The organism is Herbaspirillum huttiense (assembly GCF_004367745.1).
GTDB classification, from domain to species: domain Bacteria; phylum Pseudomonadota; class Gammaproteobacteria; order Burkholderiales; family Burkholderiaceae_D; genus Herbaspirillum; species Herbaspirillum huttiense.
In genome coordinates, this window is record NZ_CP037993.1 from 754,666 (window position 1) to 776,272 (window position 21,607).

Consider the following 21,607-nt stretch of genomic DNA (forward strand, 5'->3'; position numbering starts at 1 on the left):
AGGCACCGAGATGGAAAAATGCATATTGATCGTCGACGATTCCTTCAGCCTGCGGCAGACCATCACGGCGGCCCTGAAGAGCGCCGGCTATCAGGTCGAAGAAGCGGCTGACGGCCTGGAAGCGCTGAAGAAACTGGATGGCCGCAAGTTCAATCTGGTCATTTCCGACCTCAACATGCCCAATCTGGATGGGCTGTCCTTCGTGCGCGAGATGAAGCAGATGCCCGCCTACAAATTCACCCCCGTCATCATGCTGACTACCGAAAGCAGCGAAGCGCGCAAGCAGGAAGGCAAGGCCGCCGGCATCCGCGCCTGGGTGCACAAGCCCTTCCTGCCGCCGGTGCTGCTCGATGCCGTGGCCAAGCTGGTACAGCCGTGAGCCATACCACGGACCCTTGAAGAGAATGCCGAGAACCCGACGATGCCGCTGACGTATTCCGTGCAAGAGGACAGGCTGCTGCTCACCGTGAGCGGCGGACTGACCATTTTCCAGGCGGCCGAGCGCAAGCCGGAGCTGTTGCACGCCCTGACGCTGCCGCAGACGCAGGTGGTGCTCGACCTGTCCGGCGTGGATGAGCTGGACACGGCCGGCATCCAGCTGCTGCTGCTGTTGCGGCGCGAGCTGGCCGCCGGCGGACGGCAGCTGGAGATCGGTGTCTACAGTCCGGCCGTGCTGGCCACGCTGGACCTGCTGCAATTGCATGAGCGCTTCAGCCCTGCCGTGGAGGCCGCATGAAAAAGGACTCCGCCCGCGACGCCGTCGTCCAGGAAGCCCGCGAACTGCTCGTGGCCATGGAAGCGGCCTTGCTGCAGATCGAGATGGAAGGACCGAGCCGCGACAGCATCAACGCCATCTTCCGCGCCGCCCATACCATCAAGGGTTCGGCCGGCCTGTTCGCCTTCGACAGCATCGTGCAGTTCACGCACCAGGTGGAGCATGTGCTGGATCTGGTCCGTGAAGAACGCCTGCCCCTGAACGCGCCCATGATGTCGTTGCTGCTGCAGTGTGGCGATTACGTCAGTGACCTGGTCGATGCCATCGAGCGCAACCAGGAAGCCGAGGAACCCAATGCCGAACGCCGTGCCACGCTGCTGGCTGCACTGGCCGAGGTCGCGCAGTCGGCCAGTGCACCGGGCGAGGCGGCCAGCGAGCCGGCACGGCTGCTGCAGCGGCTCGCCGGCACTGCCTCTGCGGACGCAGCCCACGGCGGCGATGTCCACCGGGATGCGGCCCTGCAGGCGACGGCCGATTATCCCTACTGGCACCTGTCGCTGCAGTTCAATGAGAATGTCCTGCGTGATGGACTCGATCCCCTGTCTTTCCTGCACTACCTGCGTTCGCTGGGCCGCATCGTCGCCATCCTGCCGGTGGAGGCAGACATTCCCGAAGCGGCGGCCATGGATGCCGAGAGCTGCTACCTGGGCGTGGAAATCTGCCTGGCCTCCGACTCCACCCGGCAGACGCTGGAAGACGTGTTCGAATTCGTACGCGATGACAGCCGCATCGATATCCTGCCGCCGCAGAGTCCCCTGGCGGCGTATGCGACGGTGCTGCAGCGGCTCGCCCCCGACGATGCGGCGCGCCTGGCCGCTCAATGGCGCAGCCTGGACTTGTTCAACGAAGCCCAATGGCGCTGCCTGGGCGCAGCCACGCTCGCTGACGCCGCCGCCCCCGCAGTGCCGGTGGCCGCGCCCGGCGCCGGTGCGCGGCCGCGCCCGCTGGACGAGCGGCGTGCGCAGGAACAGAAGTTCATCAAGATCGAAGTCTCCAAGCTGGACCAGCTGATCGACCTGGTGGGCGAGCTGGTCATCGCCGGTGCCAGTGCGCGCCTGATTGCCCGACGCCGCAAGGACAGCCAGTTCGAGGAGGCCACCCAGGCCATCGATAGCCTGATGGAACAGATCCGCGATGCCGCGCTCACGTTGCGGATGGTGCAGATCAATGAGGTGTTCCAGCGCTTCCCGCGCATCGTGCGCGACATCGCCCGCGATCTCGACAAGGATATCGATCTCACCATGACCGGCTCCGAGACCGAGCTGGACAAATCCATGGTGGAGCGCCTGGCCGATCCGCTGATGCACATCGTGCGCAATGCCATCGACCACGGCATCGAGCCTGCCGCCGAGCGCATTGCCGCCGGCAAGCCGCCCAAGGCCTCGCTGCGGCTCAATGCCATGCATGAATCCGGCAGCGTGCTGGTGGAGGTGATGGACGATGGCCGCGGCATGGATCGCACGCGCATTCTGGAAAAGGCCATCGCACAAGGATTGACGACGCCGGAGGCCGAACTCAGCGATGCCGAGATCTACCGCTTCGTCTTCGAGCCCGGCTTTTCCACCGCCGAGCAGGTCACCGAACTTTCCGGACGCGGTGTCGGCATGGATGTGGTCAAGCGCAACATCGATGCCCTGCAGGGCGAGGTGGCCATCGATACCGAACCCGGGCGTGGCACCGTGGTCCGCATCCGCCTGCCGCTGACACTGGCCATCATCTCGGGCTTCCAGGTGGTGGTCGGCAATGCGGTGTTCGTGATTCCGCTGGACATGGTGGTGGAGTGCATCGACATGCCGCCGCGCCAGAACGGCAGCCATATCGTCGCGGTCCGTGGCGAGCCCTTGCCGTTTGTCCCGCTGCGTGAGCTGTTCGACCTGCCTGCGCGCGAACAGGCCCGTGCGCGCAAGAGCCTGGTGATCGTCCAGTACGGGCAATTGCGCGCCGGGCTGCTGGTCGATGGTCTGCTGGGCGAGTGCCAGGCGGTGATCAAACCGCTGGGGCGGCTGTTCGGCAAGGTCAAGGGATTGTCGGGATCGACCATTCTGGGTGATGGCCGGGTCGCGCTGATCCTGGATATTCCGCACCTGGTGCAGCACACCCAGCAACAGGAACAAGGCAATACGGCGGCCTACGCCGAACGCAGTGTGGCGTCGGCGCCATGACGGGCCCGATCAAGGGACCCGCACCACGAGGGGAAGCGAGCATGCAAGAATCGATGACCAACAGGATGAGCATCAAGCAGATCTTCATCTGGCTGGGTGTAGTCCTGTCCATCCTGGTGGCGGTGGTGATCAGCCTTACCGATACGCTGCGCCAGGCCAATAGTGCGCTGGAGCAAGCGCATCAGTCCCGTTACGACTCCGCCGCGCTGGCCAATGAACTGCGCCGCACCACCGAGGACATGACCAAGTTCGCGCGCGCCTACGTGACCACGGGCGACCCCAACGACGAGGATCGCTATTACATGATTCTGGACATCCGCAATGGCAAGCGCGCGCGGCCTTCCAACTACGACCGTTTCAACTGGGATCTGGTCAGTGCCCGCAAACTGCCGGTGGAGGCGGGTGCCCAGACGGTGCCGCTGAGCGAACTGATGAAGCGAGCCGGTTTCACCGAACAGGAGTTGGCCAAGATGCAGGAAGCGCTGAAGCTGGGCGACCAGCTCTCGCGCATCGAGATCACCGCCTTCCATGCGGTCAAGGGCGAGTTCGATGATGGCGAGGGCAAGTTCACCGTGGTCGGTGCGCCCAACCAGGCCATGGCGCAGGAGCTGGTCTTCGACCAGACCTATCGTGCGCTGTTCGGCCGCGTGATGGCCCCGATCAATGACTTCCTGCGCCAGGTTGACGAACGCACGCAGGCCCGTGTGCTCAGGGCCGGCCGCGAGTATGCCGAACTGGAACAGAAGATCTTCTGGTTGCTGACCGCCTCGGTGGTGGTGCTGTTCGCCTGCCTCGGGTTTGCCTATCGCACCATCCGCTCGCAGATCGGCGGCGAGCCGCGCGATGCCATGAGCGTCCTGCGCCGCGTGGCCGAGGGCGATCTGACAGTCACCGTGCCACTGCGCAAGAACGACAAGGTCAGCGTGCTCTACAGCACCCAGCAGATGGTCAACAAGTGGACCGACGTCATCGGCGATGTCAGCGGCACCGCCAGTGCGCTGGCCTCGGCCTCCGAAGAGATTTCCTCGTCCTCGCAGGCGCTCTCGCACAATGCCTCGCAACAGGCCGCCAATGTCGAGGAGACCAGTGCCTCGGTGGAAGAGATTACCGCCACCATCGCCCAGAACGCCGATAACGCCCGCACCACCGATGGCATCGCCAGCCTCTCGGCCAGTGCGGCGACCGAAGGCGGCGAAGCCGTGCGCGAGACCGTGGCTGCGATGAAGCAGATCGCCAGCAAGATCGGCATCATTGATGACATCGCCTACCAGACCAATCTGCTGGCGCTCAACGCTGCCATTGAAGCGGCCCGCGCCGGTGAGCACGGCAAGGGCTTTGCGGTGGTCGCGGCCGAAGTGCGCAAGCTGGCCGAACGCTCGCAGACCGCCGCCCAGGAAATCATCGCGGTGGCCGAGAACAGTGTCGGTCTGGCCGAAAAGGCCGGCGGCCTGCTCAACCAGATGGTGCCCTCGATCCGCAAGACCGCCGATCTGGTGCAGGAAATCGCCGCCGCCTCGGCGGAACAGTCGACCGGCCTGGAGCAGATCAACAATGCCGTGCACCAGATGGCGCAGACCACGCAGATGACGGCCTCGGCTTCCGAAGAATTGTCGGCGACCTCGGAAGAAATGAGCGCACAGGCCATCCATCTGCAGGACCTGATGCGCTTCTTCCGCGTGGATGAATTGCAGAAGCCCGGCGTGCGCGGTGCGGCCGGTGGCGTACCGGAATCCGGCGGGCGGCGCGGCAGACGCGCTCAGTCCGCTGCGCAGGGCGGGCGCGAGAGCACGCGCCGCCTGTCGATGCTGGATGTGGATGAGGATGCGCCGGGCGTGGATGAATCCTCGTTCAAGCGTTTCTGAGGAGCGTGCCATGGCGTTGAACTTGTCCCGTATCAATCCGCCGCGCGCACAGCGCGGCAGCAAGGAGAGCAGGCCATGCCCAGCGTATCGTTGAATGGCGAATCCGTCCGCAAGCGGCAGCAGGAAGAGGTCATCGAAAGCCGCCAGTTCCTGACCTTCCTGGTCGGAACGGAAAGCTTCGCCATGCCCATCGCCAGCATTCGCGAGATCATCGAATTCGGCGGCCTGACCGAAGTGCCGCTGATGCCTGATTTCCTGCGCGGCGTGATCAACCTGCGCGGCTCGGTGGTGCCGGTGATCGACCTGTCGGTGCGCTTCGGCCGTGCCCCGACGGTGGAGGCCAAACGTACCTGCATCATCATCATGGAACTGGTCCAGGACGAGCAGCTGCTGTTGCTGGGCGTGATGGTCGATGCGGTCAGCGCGGTGCTGAGCATCGGTGTTGATCACATCGAGCCGCGTCCGTCATTCGGTGCCGGCATCCGCGCCGATTTCATCGAGGGCATGATCAACGTCAATGAGCGTTTCATCGTGGTGCTCGATGTGCAGCGCGTCCTGTCGGTAGATGAACTGGCGAGCCTGCTGGGCATGAGTGCCGAGGATGCGCTGGGCGGTGTGCCGGTGCTTTCGGCAGAAACGGAAAGGGAGTAGGCCCATGCCCCGACCCGGCAACCTGGCAGGCAGCAGCGACAGCACGCACGGCAGCAGTGCCGGTGTGGCCACGGCTGTTGGCAGCGTGCCGGGTCTGCATGCCGGGCGTGGGGCTCAGGCGGCGTCTGCTGCCGTCATTCCGGTGACGCCGGTGGTGGCCGCCATCGCACCGGCCAGCGGATCTGCCGACCCCGAGGTCAGCGATCACGACATGCTGCTGTTCCAGAAATTGTTCAAGCAGGATATCGGGCTGCACTTGCCCTTGTCCAAGAAGGCCCTGCTGCAGAGCCGCCTCAGCCATCGACTGCAGGAACTCGGCCTGCGCGGACTGGCACAGTATCACCGCCTCATCACGAGTGCCGAGGGGGCCGAGGAACGTCAGCGCGCCATCGATCTCATCACCACCAACGAAACCTATTTCTTCCGCGAACAGGGCCATTTCGATTTCCTGATGCAGGATCTCCTGCCACGCTGGCGCGACCGCCAGCATCTGCGCGTCTGGAGCGCGGCCAGCGCCACCGGTGAGGAAGCCTATTCGCTGGCCATGGTGCTGGACCATCACCGGCCCGCCGGCAGCTGGTCGATATTCGGCTCCGACATCAGCACGCGCGTGCTGCGCTTCGCGCGCCGCGCGCTCTATCCGATGGCGCGCGGGCAGAACATTCCGCGCCTGTATCTGCGCCGTTATTGCCTGCTCGGCACCGGCGAATACGAAGGCCATTTCCTGGTACAGGCAGACCTGCGCGCCAAGGTCGAATTCGCCCAGCGCAACCTGACTGCGCTGCACGAACACGACGATGGCCTGTATGACCTGATCTTCCTGCGCAACGTCATCATCTACTTCGATTGCGAGACCAAGCTGCAGGTCTTGCGCGATGTGATCGCGCGCCTGCGGCCGGGCGGCTACCTGGTGGTCGGCCATTCGGAATCGCTGCACGGCATGGAGCTCGATCTGCTGATGCATTCCCCTTCCATCTACCGGAGGCCGCCATGAACGCACCATCAGCCATCCGCGTGATGGTGGTCGATGACTCCTCGGTGGTGCGCCAGCTGGTACAGCAGCTGCTGGCGCAGACTGCCGACATCCGCGTCATCGGGACCGCGCCCGATCCGGTGTTTGCCTTGCGCAAGATGCAGCAGGAGTGGCCGGACGTGATCCTGCTTGACATCGAGATGCCGCGCATGGATGGCATCACCTTCCTGCGCCAGATCATGGCCAGCAGGCCCACACCGGTCATCATGTGCAGTGCGCGGGTCGGCGGTGCCGGCGATATCACGGCCGAAGCACTGGCCGCCGGTGCTGTGTCGGTGATTGCCCGTCCGCAACTGGGCGTGCGTGATTTCCTGCATGAAGCGGTCACCGAACTGGCCTGCGCCATCCGGGCTGCGGCGCTGGCCGGGGCCGGCGGCAGGGGCGCGATGGCGGCCATTGCGGCACGGCCTGTATCGCCCGTGCTCAAGCTGCGCCCGGTCAAAGCAGCCGCTCGCGAAATGCTGCATGATGACGGCTGGGCTGCGGTGCTGCAGCGTCATACCGCCGATGCAGTATTGGCAGCGCCGGGGCCGGAGGACGGCTATCGTCCGCTGACGGCGCGCATCGTCGCCATCGGCGCTTCGACCGGGGGGCCGCAGGCACTGGAGCGGGTGCTCAAGCCTTTGACTGGGCGCTGTCCGGGCATCGTGGTGGTGCAGCACATGCCGCAGCGTTTCACGCGTAGTTTTGCCGAACGCCTGCACCGCATTTCCGGTGCCGAGGTCAAGGAAGCCGAGCATCACGATCTGGTCCTGCCGGGGCGCGTGCTGATCGCGCCCGGCGGCCGGCATCTGGTCCTGCGGCGCGATGGCCAGCAGTACTATGTGGAAACGCTGGATGGCCCGCTGGTGAGCCGGCACAAGCCATCGGTGGACGTGCTGTTCCGCTCGGCGGCCAAGGCTGCGGGCAGCAATGCAGTGGGCATCATCATGACCGGCATGGGGGACGATGGCGCAAGGGGGATGCGGGAAATGGCCGATTGCGGCGCCGCCACCTATGCCCAGGACGAGGCCAGCAGCGTGGTCTTCGGCATGCCGAAAGAAGCGATACACATGGGCGGCGTCGGTGACGTCCTCCCGCTCGATCATATCTCCGCAGTGATAGAACAATATGCCTCTAGAGAATCTCAATGAGCTGATCGAATCCGCGCTGGTCGTCGACGACAGTGCCCTGCAGCGCCAGCACAGCGTGTCGCTGCTGCAGGACCTGGGCGTCGATCTGATCTACGAGGCCGGCAACGGCAACGAGGCGCTGGATCTGCTGGCGCTGCTCAAGCTGCCGCCCGGACTGGCGGTGATCGACCTGGAAATGCCGGGCATGGATGGCATCGAGCTGATCCAGCAATTGCAGCAGAAGGGCATCGACATTCCCCTGATCGTCGCCTCCAGCCGCGAGACCTCGCTGCTGCTGTCGGTGGAGACCATGATCCAGGCCCTGGGCATGAACCTGATCGGGGTGCTGCAAAAGCCGCTCAACCAGGGCCAGCTGCGCGCCGCATTGCAATCCTTCCGTCCGCGTGGCGGCGGTGCCCACGCCGATGATGATCCCCAGCCTTCCATGTGTGAAAGCGACCTCGGCACCGCCATCGGTGGCGGCCAGGTACTGCCGTATTTCCAGCCCAAGGTGGACGTGCAGACCGGCATCCTCAAGGGCGTGGAAGCGCTGGCCCGCTGGATCCATCCCGAACGCGGCATGATCCCGCCGGACCGCTTCATTCCGCTGGCCGAGCAGTGCGGCCTGATCCACGATCTCACCATCAGCATGATGGACCAGTCCATGGCGCAGGCGGCCGTCTGGCATAGCCGGGGCCTGGCGATCAAGGTGGCGGTGAATCTCTCGCCGCTGTCGCTGGAGCAGCCGGACTTCCTGCATCGCATTCTGGAACTGGTGGACAAGCACGCGCTGCCGGCCGAGAACGTGGTGCTGGAAATCACCGAGAGTTCGGTGGTGGCGCACAAGGGCAATTCACTGGGCATGCTGGCGCGGCTGCGCCTGAAGGGCTTCGGCCTGTCGATTGACGATTACGGCACCGGTTTCTCGTCGATGCAGCAGCTGGCGCGCATCCCCTTCACCGAACTGAAGATCGACCGCTCCTTCGTGCATGGCGCGCATGACCGCAAGAACCTGCGCGTGATCCTGCAATCGGCGCTGGACATGGCCCAGCGGCTGGAACTGGTGACCGTGGCGGAAGGGGTGGAAACGAAGGAAGACTGGCGTCTGCTGCAGGACTTCGGTTGCAGCCTGGGGCAGGGCTACCTGATCGGCAAGCCCATGCCGGCCAATGAATTGCCGCTGTGGCTGAAGGGGCATCATCGCCGTCTCGGTGAATTGCGGCCGCTGGGCAAGGGTGCCGCCACGGGCGGCTCGGTTTGAACTGCCTGGTTCAGATCACAGCCGGCTGATCGGCTGATCGGTGATGGCATCCAGGAAATCGCGCGCCGCGCCCAGTCCCGGAATGCGCACCTGCGCATCGATCTCCAGCATGGGCACCAATACGAAGGCGCGCTGCGCCATGCGCGGATGCGGGACGATCAGTTCTTCATCCTCCAGCTGCGCCTCTCCATACATCAAGACATCCAGATCCAGCGTGCGCGGGGCGTTGCGGTAGGGCCGCTCGCGTCCGTGCTGCAGCTCGATGGCCTGCAACGCATGCAGCAGTTCCGGTGCGGTCAGTGACGTGGAGACCAGTGCGACGGCATTGACGTAGTCGTCGCCACTGGAATCGATGGGCGCGGTGCGATAGAGCGAAGAGCTCCGCAGCAGTTGCGACTCGGGCAGCCGGGCCAGATGGGCGATGGCTTCTTCGACGGTGGCGCGGGCGTCGCCCAGGTTGCCACCGATGCCAATCCAGGCCAGCGTGGAGGTTGATTCCACGTTGATCAGTCGTCGCCTGTTGGCGCGCTGTCCCCACCCGCACCACCGGCACTGCCGCTGCTGCGACGGCGGCGACGGCGCTTGGGGGCCTCACCCGTGCCGGCATCTGCCGGTGCATCCGGCGCGTCGGCCGCTTCCTTGGGGGCGCGTGCGCGCACAGGCGCAGGGGCAGTGGCAGTGGCTTCCTGCTCGCTGCCGCTGTCGCTGGTTTCAACGGTGTCCCCTGCCGACTTGCTGCGGCTACGTCCACCACGGCGCTTGCGCTTCTTGGGACCGGCGTTGCTGCTGGCAGGATCGGCCGGTTTGCGGGCGATCAGTTCTTCGCGCTCGGCACCGTTGCCGGCGATGAAGGCTTCCCACCATTCGCCGAGTTCGGCATCAAGTTCGCCGGACTGGCAGCGCAGCAGCAGGAAATCGAAACCGGCGCGCAGGCGCAGGTGTTCCAGCAATTTGTACGGGGCCTTGCCGACGCGGCGCTCGAAGCGCGGCTGCATGGCCCAGATGTCACGCATGTCGGAGGCGATCTTGCGTTGCAGGGCCAGCTTCTCGGTCTGGGCATCGAGCACGTCATCGGCGGCCAGATGCAGGGCGGGAATCGGATACTCGCCCGCAGCCTGGTAGGCGCGCCATTTTTCCAGCACCTGGTGCCACAGCAGCGAGGCGAACAGGAAGCCCGGCGAGACACCCTTGCCTTCCTTGACGCGGGCGTCGGTATTGGCCAGCGCCAGGCTGACGAACTTCTCGCCCAGCGGCTGTTCCAGCACCACGTCCAGCAGCGGCAGCAGGCCGTGATGCAGGCCTTCCTTGCGCAGCTGCTGCAGGCAGGCGAGCGCATGGCCGCTCATCAGGAGCTTCAGCATTTCATCGAACACGCGGGCGGCCGGCACGTTGTCGATCAGCGGTGCCATCACGCGGATCGGTGCGCTGCTGGCCGGATCGATGGTGAACTTGAGCTTGGCCGCGAAGCGCACCACGCGCAGCATGCGGACCGGGTCTTCGCGGTAGCGCGCTTCGGGTTCGCCGATGATGCGCAGCTTCTTGTCGCGGATGTCGGCGATGCCGCCGTGGTAATCGAGCACGGCCTGGCTGGCCGGATCGTAGTACATCGCGTTGATGGTGAAGTCGCGGCGGGTGGCATCTTCATGCTGTTCGCCGAAGGTGTTGTCGCGCAGCACGCGGCCATGTTCATCCTTGGGCGCGGCTTCGGCCGAAGCACCCCGGAAGGTGGTGACTTCGATCAACTCTTGTCCAAACATCACGTGCACGATCTGGAAACGACGGCCGATGATGAAGGCGCGGCGGAACAATTGCTTGACCTGTTCCGGTGTGGCATTGGTGGCCACATCGAAGTCCTTGGGCTTGATGCCCAGCAGCAGGTCGCGCACTGCACCGCCGACGATGAAGGCCTTGTAGCCGGCATCCTGCAGGGTCTGCGTCACGCGCACCGCATTGGGCGAGACCAGTGCCGGATCGATGCCATGCTCTTTGGGGCCGAGCACATCGGGCTCGATCTTGCCGCCTGCGGCAGCGGCCTTGGCGCGCGATTTTTTCACGGGCTCGGCACTCTCGGCTGCAGCGGCCTTGCCGCGGCCGAGGATGGAGCGAATCAGTTTCTTGATCATTGCGCGTGGCCGTCGGCGAAGAGGTTCAGCACCGGCCAGCCGCGCGCCTGGGCGTGCGCCAGCAGCTTGTCGTTGGGGTTGGTGGCGATCGGATCGGTCACCCGTTCCAGCAGCGGAATGTCGTTCTGTGAATCGCTGTAGAAATAGCTGCGTTCGAACTGGTCCAGCTTGAAGCCCAGACGCTCCAGCCAGGCTTCGGTGTGGACGATCTTGCCCGGGCCGAAGGTCGGCGTGCCGTCGAGCTTGCCGGTGAGGTTGCCGGCGTCATCGAGCGCGGGCAGGGCGGCGATCAGGTGTTCCACGCCGAAGTGCGAGGCGATCGGCTTGGTCACGAAGTGGTTAGTGGCGGTGACGATGGCCACCAGGTCGCCGGCGTCCAGGTGTTTCTTCACCAGGGCCACGGCTTGCGGCAGGATGGCGGGCTTGACCACTTCGTCCATGAATTGCAGGTGCATCTCGTCGAGCTGCGTGCGCGGGAAGCGCGACAGGTTGCCCAGCGCGAACTCCAGATAGGCCACCGGATCGAGCGTGCCGTTCTGGTAATGGGCGAACCATTCGTCATTGGCCTTGCGGAAGCTGTCGGCATCCACGGCGCCGATGCGCGCCATGAATTCACCCCACTCGTGGTCGGAGTCGAGCGGCAGCAGGGTATGGTCGAGATCGAAAAGGGCGAGGTTCATTGTTCTCCGGATTCCTGTTGTAACAGTTCGCGTAGCAAGGGCAGGGTGATGGCGCGCTTGGTGGCCAGCGAGTAGCGGTCCAGCGCGTCGAGCATGCGCGACAGCGAGGGCATGTCGCGCCGGTAGTGGGTGAGCATGTACATCATCACGGCCGGGGGGATTTCCAGGCCGCGATCCAGGGTGATCTGCAGCAGGGCGGCGATCTTCTCGTCGTCCGACAGGTCGTGTACCTGGTAGATCAGGCCCCAGCCGAGCCGGGTGCGCAGGTCTTCGCGCAGCTCCAGGCGGGTCGGCGGCAGGGTGCCGGTGCAGACCATGCAGCCACCCTGTTCGCGGATCTGGTTGAACAGGTTGAAGGCGGCGATCTGCTGTTCCTCGAACAGTTGATCGACGTCATCGAGCAGGTAATGGCTGGTCTGCGGGCTGTAGTCGAAGGCCGACTCGGGGGAGTCGGCACTGATGAGGCGGGCGCGGTTGCCTTCCTGGCCGGCCTTGGTGGCCAGGGCGTGCAGCAGGTGGGTCTTGCCGGCACCGGCTTCGGCCCAGAGGTAGATGAAGCGGTCGGTGCTGGCACTGCCGGTCTGGATGGATTTGTCCACGCCGGCCGTGGCCAGCAGCTTCAAGCGCTCCAGCAGTTCTGCGTTGCGGCCGGTCACGAAGCTGTCGAAGCTTTGCGGCTGGTCCGCGCTCAAATCGAGCGGAATCTGTTTCATCGGTGGCTATCAGCTACGAAGGCCGCAAGCTGCTTGCGGCCAGTTAATGCAGGACGGCGCCAAGCGCCCGAGCCTGCGCAGCGTCCTGCAAGGGCAGGGAGGCTGTGATCAATCATAAACTCTTCAACGGTTGTAAAAATTGCTGGCCAGATACTCGCGCCGCACATGCATGGCGATCACCGAGACGATGGCCGAGGCCGGCAGCGCCAGCAGCACGCCGACAAAACCGAACAGCTGGCCAAAGGCCAACAGCGCGAAAATTACCACCAGCGGGTGCAGGCCGATACGCTCGCCCACCAGCTTGGGCGTGAGGATGAAGCTTTCCAGCACCTGTCCCACGCCATAAATCAGGGCCACCCACAGCAAGCCGATGGCGCCATCGAATTGCAGGATGGCCGCCAGGATCGCCAGCACCAACCCCAGGCCGAAGCCTACATAGGGAATGAACACCAGCAGGCCCGTCAGGACGCCCACCGGCAGGGCGCTGTCAAATCCGGCTGCAGTGAGCGCAACCGAATAATAGACCGCCAGCACCAGCATCACCAGCAATTGTCCACGCAAGTACTGTCCCAGCAGGCTATCGACCTCGGCCGCCATGGTATTGACGCGACCGGCCCAGCGCCGCGGGATCATGATCTGCAGGCGCTTGAGGAAGGGATGCCAGTCCTGCAGCAGGTAGAACAGCACCATCGGCACGAACAGCAGGTTGGCCAGCCAGGCCAGCAGCGCCGTGCCCCCGACCTTGGCCGAAGCCAGCACCGAACTCCAGAGCTCGTCGCCACTGGTGCTGATCTGTTGCGTGAGCAAGGCCTTGATGCCCGCCAGGTCCAGCCGCACATCGATGCCCAGCTGGTGCAGGCGCGGCGAGAGGAAGGCGTTCAGCTTGTCCAGCAGCGGCGGCACCTGGGCCTGCAGCAGCGGGATCTGGCGCAGTACCAAAGGCACCACGATCAGCACCAGCGCCAGTCCGGCCAGGATCAACAGCAGCACCATGATGGTCACGCCCACGAAACGCGGGATGCGCAGCGGGCCGATGCGGCGGCTGGCGATCCAGTCCACGCCCGGGTTGAGCGCATAACCGATGATGCCGGCGGCGACGAAGGGCGAGAGCATCGGGCCCAGCGCCACCAGCAGTGCCAACAGCAAAATGCCGACAATCAGCCACGCCAGGTTCTGTTTTTGCTCTTCGGACAAAGAAAAAGGCATGGATTCGGAGTTCGCGGGTGGCGGTTTTGTTAAAATCACGGCTTGGCAGGGGCACTTCCGCCCTGAATCCCCTATTTTACCGTCTTCACTGGCAATATTTCATCATGACTTCACCTTCCAATGTCTCCCTCTCCTACCGTGACGCTGGCGTCGATATCGATGCCGGTGACGCCCTGGTCGAAGCGATCAAGCCGTTCGCCAAGCGCACCACCCGCGAAGGCGTGCTGGGCGGCATTGGCGGTTTCGGTGCCCTGTTCGAAATCAGCAAGAAGTACAAGGAACCGGTGCTGGTGTCCGGCACCGACGGCGTGGGTACCAAGCTCAAGCTGGCTTTCCACCTGAATCGTCACGATACGGTCGGTGTCGACCTGGTGGCCATGAGCGTCAACGACATCCTGGTGCAGGGTGCCGAGCCGTTGTTCTTCCTGGATTACTTTGCCTGCGGCAAGCTGGACGTGCCCTCGGCCACCGATGTCATCAAGGGCATCGCCGCCGGTTGCGAACAGGCCGGCTGCGCCCTGATCGGCGGTGAAACCGCAGAAATGCCCAGCATGTACCCGGACGGTGAATACGACCTGGCCGGCTTCGCGGTCGGCGCGGTGGAAAAGTCCAAGATCATCGACGGTACCAAGATCGCCCCGGGCGACGTGGTGCTGGGCCTGGCCTCCTCGGGCGCGCATTCCAACGGCTACTCGCTGGTGCGCAAGATCCTGGACGTGGCCAAGCCCGACCTGGAAGCCGACTTCCACGGCCGCAAGCTGGCCGATGTGCTGATGGCCCCGACCCGCATCTACGTCAAGCCGCTGCTGTCGCTGATGGAGAAGCTGGAAGTCAAGGGCATGGTCCACATCACCGGTGGCGGCCTGGTCGAGAACATCCCGCGCGTGCTGCAGGATCACCTCACGGCCGAACTGGACGCCAAGTCCTGGACCATGCCCCCGCTGTTCACCTGGCTGCAGCAGCATGGCGGCGTGGCTGATGCGGAAATGCACCGCGTCTTCAACTGCGGCATCGGCATGACCGTGATCGTCTCCAAGGAAAACGCCGACGCCGCTGAAGCCCATCTGAAGGCCGCCGGTGAAACCGTCTACCGTATTGGCACCATCCGCGCCCGCGCCGAAGGCGAAGCACAGACCATCGTGCGCTGATCGATCCCTGTAAATCGTTTTAACGATTTATAAAGTAAAAAGGCTGCATTCTCAGGAATGCAGCCTTTTTTATTTTCGGTGGAGAATTTCCCGCCGGATGAAAACTTAGTTTTGTTAAAACAAAAACTAAGTTTCCAAAAAGAAAAAACTAACAGTGAGTTCAGCTCGCCTGCCCGACATCCCCATCCTGCTCCGCCAGGATCTGGCGCGGCACGGCCTGCAGGCCACGCGCCACGCCATTGGGCGGCGGCACGCGCACCGGCTCGCTGATGTCGGCGGCGGTGGAGAGCACGTTCAGGGTATCTTCCGGCGGAGCATCCCAGACCGGATCGTCGATGGCCTCGAAGACGCGCTTGAGTTGCGAACCCCAGCTGCGGCGGATCATCTGGAAATACTGGTTCTGCTCGTCGATGGTCACGAAGCGCGTCACGGCCAGGTCTTCGCTCTCATAGACCAGCAGGTCCAGCGGCAAGCCCACCGAGATGTTGGACTTGAGCGTGGAATCCATGGAGATCAGCGCGCACTTGGCGGCCTCGTCCAGCGAGGTCTGCGGCGTGACGACACGGTCAATGATGGGCTTGCCGTACTTGGATTCGCCGATCTGGAAGTAGGTGTTCTCGTCGTGCGACTCGATGAAGTTGCCGGCCGAATACATCTGGAACAATCTACAGCGCTCGCCCCGGATCTGGCCGCCGAAGATGATGCTGACGTTGAAATCGATACCGAACTTGCTCAGCTCGGCGGCCTCGCGGTCATGCACGGCGCGAATGGCATCGCCCAGGATCTGGGCGGCTTCGTACATGGAGGTGGCGGTCCAGATGCTGCGGCCTTCCGCATTGGTGCGGTCGGTCAGCATCTGGCGGATGGATTGCGAAATCGACAGGTTGCCGGCGGTCATCATGACCATCACGCGGTCGCCCGGATTCTCGTAAACACTCATCTTGCGGAAGGTGCCGATATGGTCCACTCCGGCATTGGTGCGCGAATCGGACAGGAACACCAGGCCGCTGTTGAGGCGCATGGCTACGCAGTAGGTCATGATGGAAAAGTGATACGTGGAAACGGAAAGCCGGATTTTACCGTAAGGCCCGGTGCCAGAGCGTGCGCGCCGGGGGCATCTGTCGTGACGTACCTACAGTAACGGCCTGTTTCCCGAAAAGATGACAGCGGCTGTGCTTCTTTCTTGCGCGCGAAGCACAGCCGGGGCGGCTTACGCTGCCAAAGGAACAAGAAAATCGCGGCTGATGCGATTGCCCAGTTCGAAGATGCGCTCCAAAAATTCGGTGAGCGTATCGTGCAGCCCGGCTTCCAGGATTTCCTCGATGCGGGCGAACTTCAGGTCGGCATGCAGCTTGCCCGCAAAGCGCTCGGTATCGGCCGAGACATCATTGCGCACATGATGCAGATTGGAGATCACGTTGCCCATGCAGGCCAGCAGCGAACGCGGCATGTCGGCCCGCAGGATCAGCAGCTCGGCCACGCGCTCGGGCGTGATGACGTCGCGATAGACCTTGCGGTAGATCTCGAAGCCCGACACCGAACGCAGGATCGCGGCCCAGTAGTAGAAGTCCAGCTGTCCCGCTTCATCGCGCGCCGACTGGCTTTGCGATTGTGATTGGGATTGCGATTGCGACTGGCCATTCTGCTTCTGCGATTGCGCTTCCTTGGCCCCGTGGAACTTGACGTCGATGATGCGCGCCGTGTTGTCCGCACGTTCCAGGAAAGTCCCCAGGCGGATGAAGTGGAAAGCCTCATCCTCCAGCATGGTGCCGATGGTCACGCCGCGCGAGAGGTGCGAGCGATGCTTGACCCATTCGAAGAAATCGCTCGGGTTCTGCTCCAGTGCATTGGTCTGCAGGTAGGACTGCATCTTGATCCAGGTGGCGTTCTGGATCTCCCACGCTTCGGTGGTCAGCGCGCCGCGCACGGCACGCGCATTCTCGCGCGCCTGGCGCAGGCAGGAGGCAATCGAGGACGGGTTGTTGGGGTCCCGCACCATGAAGTCGATGACGTCCTTCTGCGTGAGCTTGTCGTATTTCTGGTTGTAGCCATAGAGCAGTTCCGAGATGCCCAGCACGGCGCGCCAGCCTTGCTCGGCGTCGTCGACCGACTGCGGCAGCAGGGCGGTCTGCACGTGCACGTCGAGCATGCGGGCGGTGTTCTCGGCGCGCTCGGTGTAGCGGGCCATCCAGAAGAGGTGATCGGCGGTACGGCTCAGCATCTTATTTCTCCAGAATCCAGGTGTCCTTGGTGCCGCCGCCTTGCGACGAGTTCACCACCAGCGAGCCTTCCTTCAGGGCCACGCGCGTGAGGCCGCCCTTGACCATGGTGATCTGCTTGCCGGATAACACGAACGGACGCAGGTCCAGGTGGCGCGGGGCGATGCCCGATTCCACATAGGTCGGGCACACGGAGAGGGCCAGCGTGGGCTGGGCGATGTAGCCATCCGGCTTGGCAATGATGCGTGCGCGGAAGTCCTCGATCTCCTGTTTGGTGGAAGCCGGGCCGACCAGCATGCCGTAGCCGCCGGCACCGTGCACTTCCTTGACCACCAGCTTTTCGAGGTTGGCCAGGGTATAGGAGAGATCTTCCTTCTTGCGGCACTGGTAGGTGGGCACGTTGTTGAGGATGGGATCCTCGGACAGATAGAAGCGCACCATGTCCGGCACATACGGATAGATCGACTTGTCGTCGGCCACACCGGTACCGATTGCATTGGTCAGCGTCACCTTGCCGGCGCGATAGGCCTGCAGCAGGCCCGGCACGCCCAGCGCCGAATCGGGACGGAAGGCCAGCGGATCGAGGAAGTCGTCATCGATGCGGCGATAGATCACGTCGACCCGCTTGGGGCCGCGCGTGGTGCGCATGTAGACCACGTTGTCCTTGACGAAGAGGTCTTGTCCCTCGACCAGTTCCACGCCCATCTGCTGGGCCAGGAAGGCGTGCTCGAAGTAGGCCGAGTTGTACATGCCCGGGGTCATCACCACCACCGTCGGATCGGTCACGCCGGCCGGCGCCACCGAACGCAGGTTGTCCAGCAGCAGGTCGGGATAGTGATCGACCGGCGCAATCTTGTGGCGCTTGAACAGGTCCGGGAAGAGCCGCATCATCATCTTGCGGTTCTCCAGCATGTAGGACACGCCGGAGGGCACGCGCAGGTTGTCTTCGAGTACGTAGAATTCACCTTCGCCCGCCCGCACGATGTCCACACCGGCGATGTGCGCGTAGATGTCGTTGACCACATTCACATCCTGCATCTCGCGCCGGTACTGGGCGTTCTGGAAGATCTGCTCGGGCGGGATGATGCCGGCCTTGACGATCTTCTGCTCGTGGTAGATGTCGTGGATGAACATGTTGAGCGCCTTGACGCGCTGGACCAGTCCCGCTTCCAGCTTGGCCCATTCGGCCTTGTGGATGATGCGCGGGATGATGTCGAAGGGGATCAGGCGCTCGGTGCCGGCATCGTTTCCATAGACGGCGAAGGTAATGCCGACGCGGCGGAAGATCAGGTCGGATTCGGCACGTTTGCGGGCGATGATTTCGGGCGACTGCGCCGAAAGCCAGCTGGCGAATTCTGCATAGTGCTGACGCACTTGACCTGCTTCGCTGCCTGCGCCTCCTGAATACATCTCATCAAAAAAATGTGCCATAGATTTGCTTCGTGTTCCCGTGGGGAGCGGGAATCTTTCTAAGTAGGTTGTAACGAAAACAGAGGCGGTGGGTACGGCAAAACTACAGCGTGGGTACAGCGTAATGCGATGGCGCTAGGGGACTGCCGCTGCACGCCAGCGCCAGCGTGCATGAAGAAAGACTAACAGAGGCTTGCATTTTTTGACAGAGGAAAATTGCATGCTTTTGCTCCTCGCCCGCGCGGGTCTGCTCCCATCAAACGCAGACCCGCAGCGGCTTCAGTTATTCCATGGCGTGGGTGCGGGAACCTCGCAGGGGGCCGGCATGTCGATGGTCTTGAAGTCGGCCGGACTAACGATTTCCAGATACTCCATGTCGGGCGAATAGTCGAACAGGAAGTGCACGATGCCCGGTCGCTGGTGCACGCAATCCCCGGCCTTGACCAGCGTGACTTCGGTCTCGTACATGAAGCGCGCCCAGCCTTTCAACATGATGACGATGTGGAAGTTGGCCTCGTGCCGATGCCATCCGGTGCCCGTTTCCGGGGCCATGTTGGCCTTGACCAGCTGCGCCACCACCTGGCCGCCGGTGGCCGCGGCAATGCCCAGGTCGCGATACAGGAAGAAGTCGCGCAGCCCTCCCGTTTCATAGGGCGTGTCGCCTTCGCTCACATGCGAAAAGCTGTTCTGCGCCAGTACGCTTGCCTCCGCTACGGTATTCATCACATCCATCCTTTCTGCGGTCTCCCGCCATGGGCCTGCGACAAAAACGGGCGCGACTTTTCCTGCCGTTGCTGCTGGTGCTGCGCGCGCCCTAGAATTCCACGTCCAGTTCGTCGATGTCCTCCGGTTCCTTTTTGGCGGCGGTGATCCATTCCTGCATCTCCGGCATGGCCATGATGCGCTTGGCATAGGCGGTGCAGATGGGATCAAGTTTCACGTCATAGGTCATGAAGCGCGTCACCACCGGCGCATACATGGCATCGGCCATGGTGCGCTGTTCGCCGAACAGGAAAGGTCCGCCGTACTTGGCCAGACACTCCTTCCAGATGGTGGTGATGCGCACGATGTCGGCTTCGGCGCGGGACCACACCTTGAAGTTGGGGAAGTGGCCCTTGAGGTTCATCGGCAGCGCCGCGCGCAGGGCCGAGAAGCCCGAATGCATTTCGCCGCACACCGAGCGGCAATGCGCACGGGCGGCGAGGTCGGCCGGCAGCAGCTTGGCGCCGGGGCGGATTTCGTTGAGATATTCGGCAATGGCCAGCGTATCCCATACCAGTACGTCGCCATGGTGGAGGCTGGGTACCAGGATGGAGGAAGACAGCAGCAGGATCTCTGCCCGTGCCGACGGGTCGTCCGGCGGCACGATGTCTTCCTCGAAAGAGAGCCCGGCGAACCTGGCCATGAGCCAGCCGCGCAGGGACCACGAGGAGTAGTTCTTGCTGGTGATGCGCAAAGTCGTCTTAGGCATGTCAGTCCTTTATCTGTTTTGTGCAGGTTGACTTTGGGCACGCGGCCGCGTGAGCGGCGGTGTCTTGTTCATGGTCATCATCTTCATCGTCCGCCCCGTCTGCGCTCGGGAAGGACACGGGCCACAGGAGCGGACCGCGTACCACTGCTTGCAAGGCTTGTGCCAGCTCGCGGGAACGGCAGGGCACGCACCGCCGGCATTTCCGCGCGGCCACCAATGTCTCCGGAAAACTCCCAAAAGCTGCGCGCAAGCGGGCTGGCGGCCCATCAATGGCACGACAATTGCATCGTCGCCATGGCGAGCGGACACCAAAAAGAGACAACCGAGGGCGGCGCTTCATGATCAATACCTATCAGCTCTACCAGAACTACGCCGACGCCACCGATCCGCTGCGGGCCTGTGCCCGCATGATGGCACCCCTGCTGGGGGCGACCTGGCCCGGCGTTCCGGTCAATCCGGCCTTGCGCAAGATGGCCTCGGCCTGCGAGGTTTTTGCGCGGACGCAATTGACCCATGCGCGCCCGCCCTTCGAGATCGGCGAGGTGCTCGACGGCGGACGCACAATTGCGGTGCACGAGGAGGAAATCAGCGCCACGCCCTTCTGTGGCCTGCTGCATTTCCGCAAGGAAACCTCGGCCGTGCAGCCCAAGGTGCTGGTGGTGGCGCCCATGTCGGGCCACTTCGCCACGCTCTTGCGTGGCACCGTCAAGACCCTGTTGCGCGATCATGACGTCTACATCACCGACTGGCGCAATGCCCGCGATGTTGCCCTGGAGCACGGCCGTTTTGGCCTGGATGAATACGTTTCGCACGTGATCGGATTCCTCGCCGAGCTGGGCCCCGGTGCGCACCTGCTGGCGGTGTGCCAGCCGACCGTGGCCGCGCTGACCGCCGCCTCCGTGATGGCCGAGGACAATCATCCGGCCCAGCCGCGCACCATGACGCTCATGGCCGGGCCGCTCGACACCCGCGTCAATCCCACCGCCGTCAACGCGCTGGCCAAGAGCAAGCCGATCAGCTGGTTCGAGAAGAACATGATCAGCACCGTCCCGGCGCGCCATGGCGGGGCCGGGCGGCGCGTCTATCCTGGCTTCGTGCAGTTGAGCGCCTTCATGAACATGAACCTGAACCGCCACGTCGACGCCTTCCGCAAGCTGTATCACCATCTGGTCGAGGGCGAGGAGGCGCAGGCCGCGCAGATCAAGGATTTCTACGAAGAGTATTTCGCCATGGCCGACCTGCCGGCCGAGTTCTACCTGGAAACGGTGCGCACGGTCTTCCAGGAACACGCGCTGCCGCTGGGCAAGCTGACCTATCGCGAGCGCGTGGTCGATCCGCGCGCCATCCGCCGGACGGCGCTCTTTACCATCGAGGGTGAGAAGGACGATATCTGTGCGGTCGGCCAGACCGTGGTCGCACAGGAAATGTGCAGCAACATCCGGCCCTACATGCGCCTGCACCATGTTCAGACGGCCGTGGGGCATTACGGGGTCTTCAACGGACGGCGCTGGGACAACGAGATCTATCCGCGCCTGCGGGATTTCATTAACATGCATCACAGGTGAGCTTGCGGCGTGCTCACCAATGCGAGTGAAAAACTTAGTTTTCAGGATCGAAAGATTAAGTTTTTCTTCCCCCGGCACTAACACTCTCACATACACTCACAACGAGGCAGCCCCAACCGGAAAGTCACCAGGAAAGTAATCAGGCGGTAAGAAAAACAAGGTATGCAGGAGATCTGCTCCGCATGTCGCCAACAACCAAGCCCCGCGCTTGACCAT

The 21,607-nt window shown here is 63.5% G+C and carries 20 protein-coding genes; 10 read left to right on the forward strand and 10 right to left on the reverse strand.

Annotated elements, in window-relative coordinates:
• Window positions 1-10 precede the first annotated feature (10 nt).
• The 8 genes from E2K99_RS03445 (at window position 11) to E2K99_RS03480 (ending at window position 8,856) form a co-directional block, all read left to right on the forward strand.
• On the forward strand, window positions 11-379 hold the full coding sequence (locus E2K99_RS03445; RefSeq protein ID WP_039785198.1) for a response regulator: 369 nt from the start codon (window positions 11-13) through the stop codon (window positions 377-379).
• 42 nt (window positions 380-421) lie between these two features.
• Entirely contained in the window at window positions 422-736 is a 315-nt protein-coding gene (locus tag E2K99_RS03450) for an STAS domain-containing protein (protein ID WP_039785201.1), read from the forward strand.
• On the forward strand, window positions 733-2,937 hold the full coding sequence (locus tag E2K99_RS03455; protein ID WP_134221357.1) for a chemotaxis protein CheA: 2,205 nt from the start codon (window positions 733-735) through the stop codon (window positions 2,935-2,937). The genes E2K99_RS03450 and E2K99_RS03455 overlap by 4 nt, the downstream gene beginning before the upstream one ends.
• A gap of 41 nt (window positions 2,938-2,978) precedes the next feature.
• Window positions 2,979-4,799 carry a methyl-accepting chemotaxis protein gene (locus E2K99_RS03460; protein ID WP_134221358.1) on the forward strand — a complete coding sequence of 607 codons (1,821 nt, stop codon included), beginning with the start codon at window positions 2,979-2,981 and terminating at the stop codon, window positions 4,797-4,799.
• A gap of 75 nt (window positions 4,800-4,874) precedes the next feature.
• Window positions 4,875-5,450, forward strand: coding sequence for a chemotaxis protein CheW (locus E2K99_RS03465; protein WP_121042974.1), 576 nt, complete (start codon window positions 4,875-4,877; stop codon window positions 5,448-5,450).
• Between the two features lie 4 nt (window positions 5,451-5,454).
• Entirely contained in the window at window positions 5,455-6,444 is a 990-nt protein-coding gene (locus tag E2K99_RS03470; RefSeq protein WP_420840867.1) for a CheR family methyltransferase, read from the forward strand.
• Window positions 6,441-7,616 (forward strand): protein-glutamate methylesterase/protein-glutamine glutaminase, encoded by a 1,176-nt coding sequence (locus E2K99_RS03475; RefSeq protein ID WP_134221359.1) that lies wholly within the window; start codon window positions 6,441-6,443, stop codon window positions 7,614-7,616. The genes E2K99_RS03470 and E2K99_RS03475 overlap by 4 nt, the downstream gene beginning before the upstream one ends.
• Window positions 7,594-8,856: an EAL domain-containing response regulator gene (locus tag E2K99_RS03480; RefSeq protein WP_134221360.1), complete on the forward strand. Its 1,263-nt coding sequence runs from the start codon at window positions 7,594-7,596 to the stop codon at window positions 8,854-8,856. Before E2K99_RS03475 ends, E2K99_RS03480 begins: the two co-directional genes overlap by 23 nt.
• A 15-nt stretch (window positions 8,857-8,871) precedes the next feature.
• Here the strand turns inward: E2K99_RS03480 and folK are convergent, their stop codons facing one another.
• From folK to E2K99_RS03505, 5 genes are all read right to left on the reverse strand, one after another.
• Window positions 8,872-9,357, reverse strand: a complete 486-nt coding sequence (folK, locus tag E2K99_RS03485; RefSeq protein WP_134221361.1) for a 2-amino-4-hydroxy-6-hydroxymethyldihydropteridine diphosphokinase — start codon at window positions 9,355-9,357, stop codon at window positions 8,872-8,874.
• Between the two features lie 5 nt (window positions 9,358-9,362).
• Window positions 9,363-10,979 (reverse strand): polynucleotide adenylyltransferase PcnB, encoded by a 1,617-nt coding sequence (pcnB, locus tag E2K99_RS03490; protein ID WP_134221362.1) that lies wholly within the window; start codon window positions 10,977-10,979, stop codon window positions 9,363-9,365.
• Window positions 10,976-11,659, reverse strand: coding sequence for a histidinol-phosphatase (locus tag E2K99_RS03495; RefSeq protein ID WP_034338372.1), 684 nt, complete (start codon window positions 11,657-11,659; stop codon window positions 10,976-10,978). Before E2K99_RS03495 ends, pcnB begins: the two co-directional genes overlap by 4 nt.
• Window positions 11,656-12,372, reverse strand: coding sequence for a DnaA regulatory inactivator Hda (gene hda, locus E2K99_RS03500; protein ID WP_034338369.1), 717 nt, complete (start codon window positions 12,370-12,372; stop codon window positions 11,656-11,658). The genes E2K99_RS03495 and hda overlap by 4 nt, the downstream gene beginning before the upstream one ends.
• A gap of 123 nt (window positions 12,373-12,495) precedes the next feature.
• On the reverse strand, window positions 12,496-13,578 hold the full coding sequence (locus E2K99_RS03505; protein ID WP_034338366.1) for an AI-2E family transporter: 1,083 nt from the start codon (window positions 13,576-13,578) through the stop codon (window positions 12,496-12,498).
• A 104-nt stretch (window positions 13,579-13,682) separates the two neighbouring features.
• On the opposite strand from E2K99_RS03505, the gene purM reads away from it, so the two are divergent.
• The gene (gene purM / locus E2K99_RS03510; RefSeq protein ID WP_134221363.1) at window positions 13,683-14,726 is read left to right on the forward strand and encodes a phosphoribosylformylglycinamidine cyclo-ligase; all 1,044 of its coding nucleotides are present in this window, start codon (window positions 13,683-13,685) and stop codon (window positions 14,724-14,726) included.
• A gap of 160 nt (window positions 14,727-14,886) precedes the next feature.
• Here purM and E2K99_RS03515 read toward each other — a convergent pair whose 3' ends face one another.
• The 5 genes from E2K99_RS03515 to E2K99_RS03535 form a co-directional block, all read right to left on the reverse strand.
• Window positions 14,887-15,765, reverse strand: a complete 879-nt coding sequence (locus E2K99_RS03515) for a proteasome-type protease (RefSeq protein WP_088754567.1) — start codon at window positions 15,763-15,765, stop codon at window positions 14,887-14,889.
• Window positions 15,766-15,936: 171 nt separating this feature from the next.
• Window positions 15,937-16,947, reverse strand: a complete 1,011-nt coding sequence (locus tag E2K99_RS03520; RefSeq protein WP_134221364.1) for an alpha-E domain-containing protein — start codon at window positions 16,945-16,947, stop codon at window positions 15,937-15,939.
• A 1-nt stretch (window position 16,948) separates the two neighbouring features.
• Entirely contained in the window at window positions 16,949-18,376 is a 1,428-nt protein-coding gene (locus E2K99_RS03525; RefSeq protein WP_034338355.1) for a circularly permuted type 2 ATP-grasp protein, read from the reverse strand.
• 258 nt (window positions 18,377-18,634) lie between these two features.
• Window positions 18,635-19,078, reverse strand: coding sequence for a cupin domain-containing protein (locus E2K99_RS03530; RefSeq protein WP_121043100.1), 444 nt, complete (start codon window positions 19,076-19,078; stop codon window positions 18,635-18,637).
• 91 nt (window positions 19,079-19,169) lie between these two features.
• On the reverse strand, window positions 19,170-19,826 hold the full coding sequence (locus E2K99_RS03535) for a glutathione S-transferase family protein (protein ID WP_034338352.1): 657 nt from the start codon (window positions 19,824-19,826) through the stop codon (window positions 19,170-19,172).
• Window positions 19,827-20,164: 338 nt separating this feature from the next.
• Between E2K99_RS03535 and E2K99_RS03540 the strand changes: the two genes are divergently transcribed.
• Complete coding sequence (locus tag E2K99_RS03540) at window positions 20,165-21,391, forward strand: polyhydroxyalkanoate depolymerase (RefSeq protein ID WP_134221365.1); 1,227 nt, start codon at window positions 20,165-20,167, stop codon at window positions 21,389-21,391.
• Window positions 21,392-21,607: the final 216 nt, after the last annotated feature.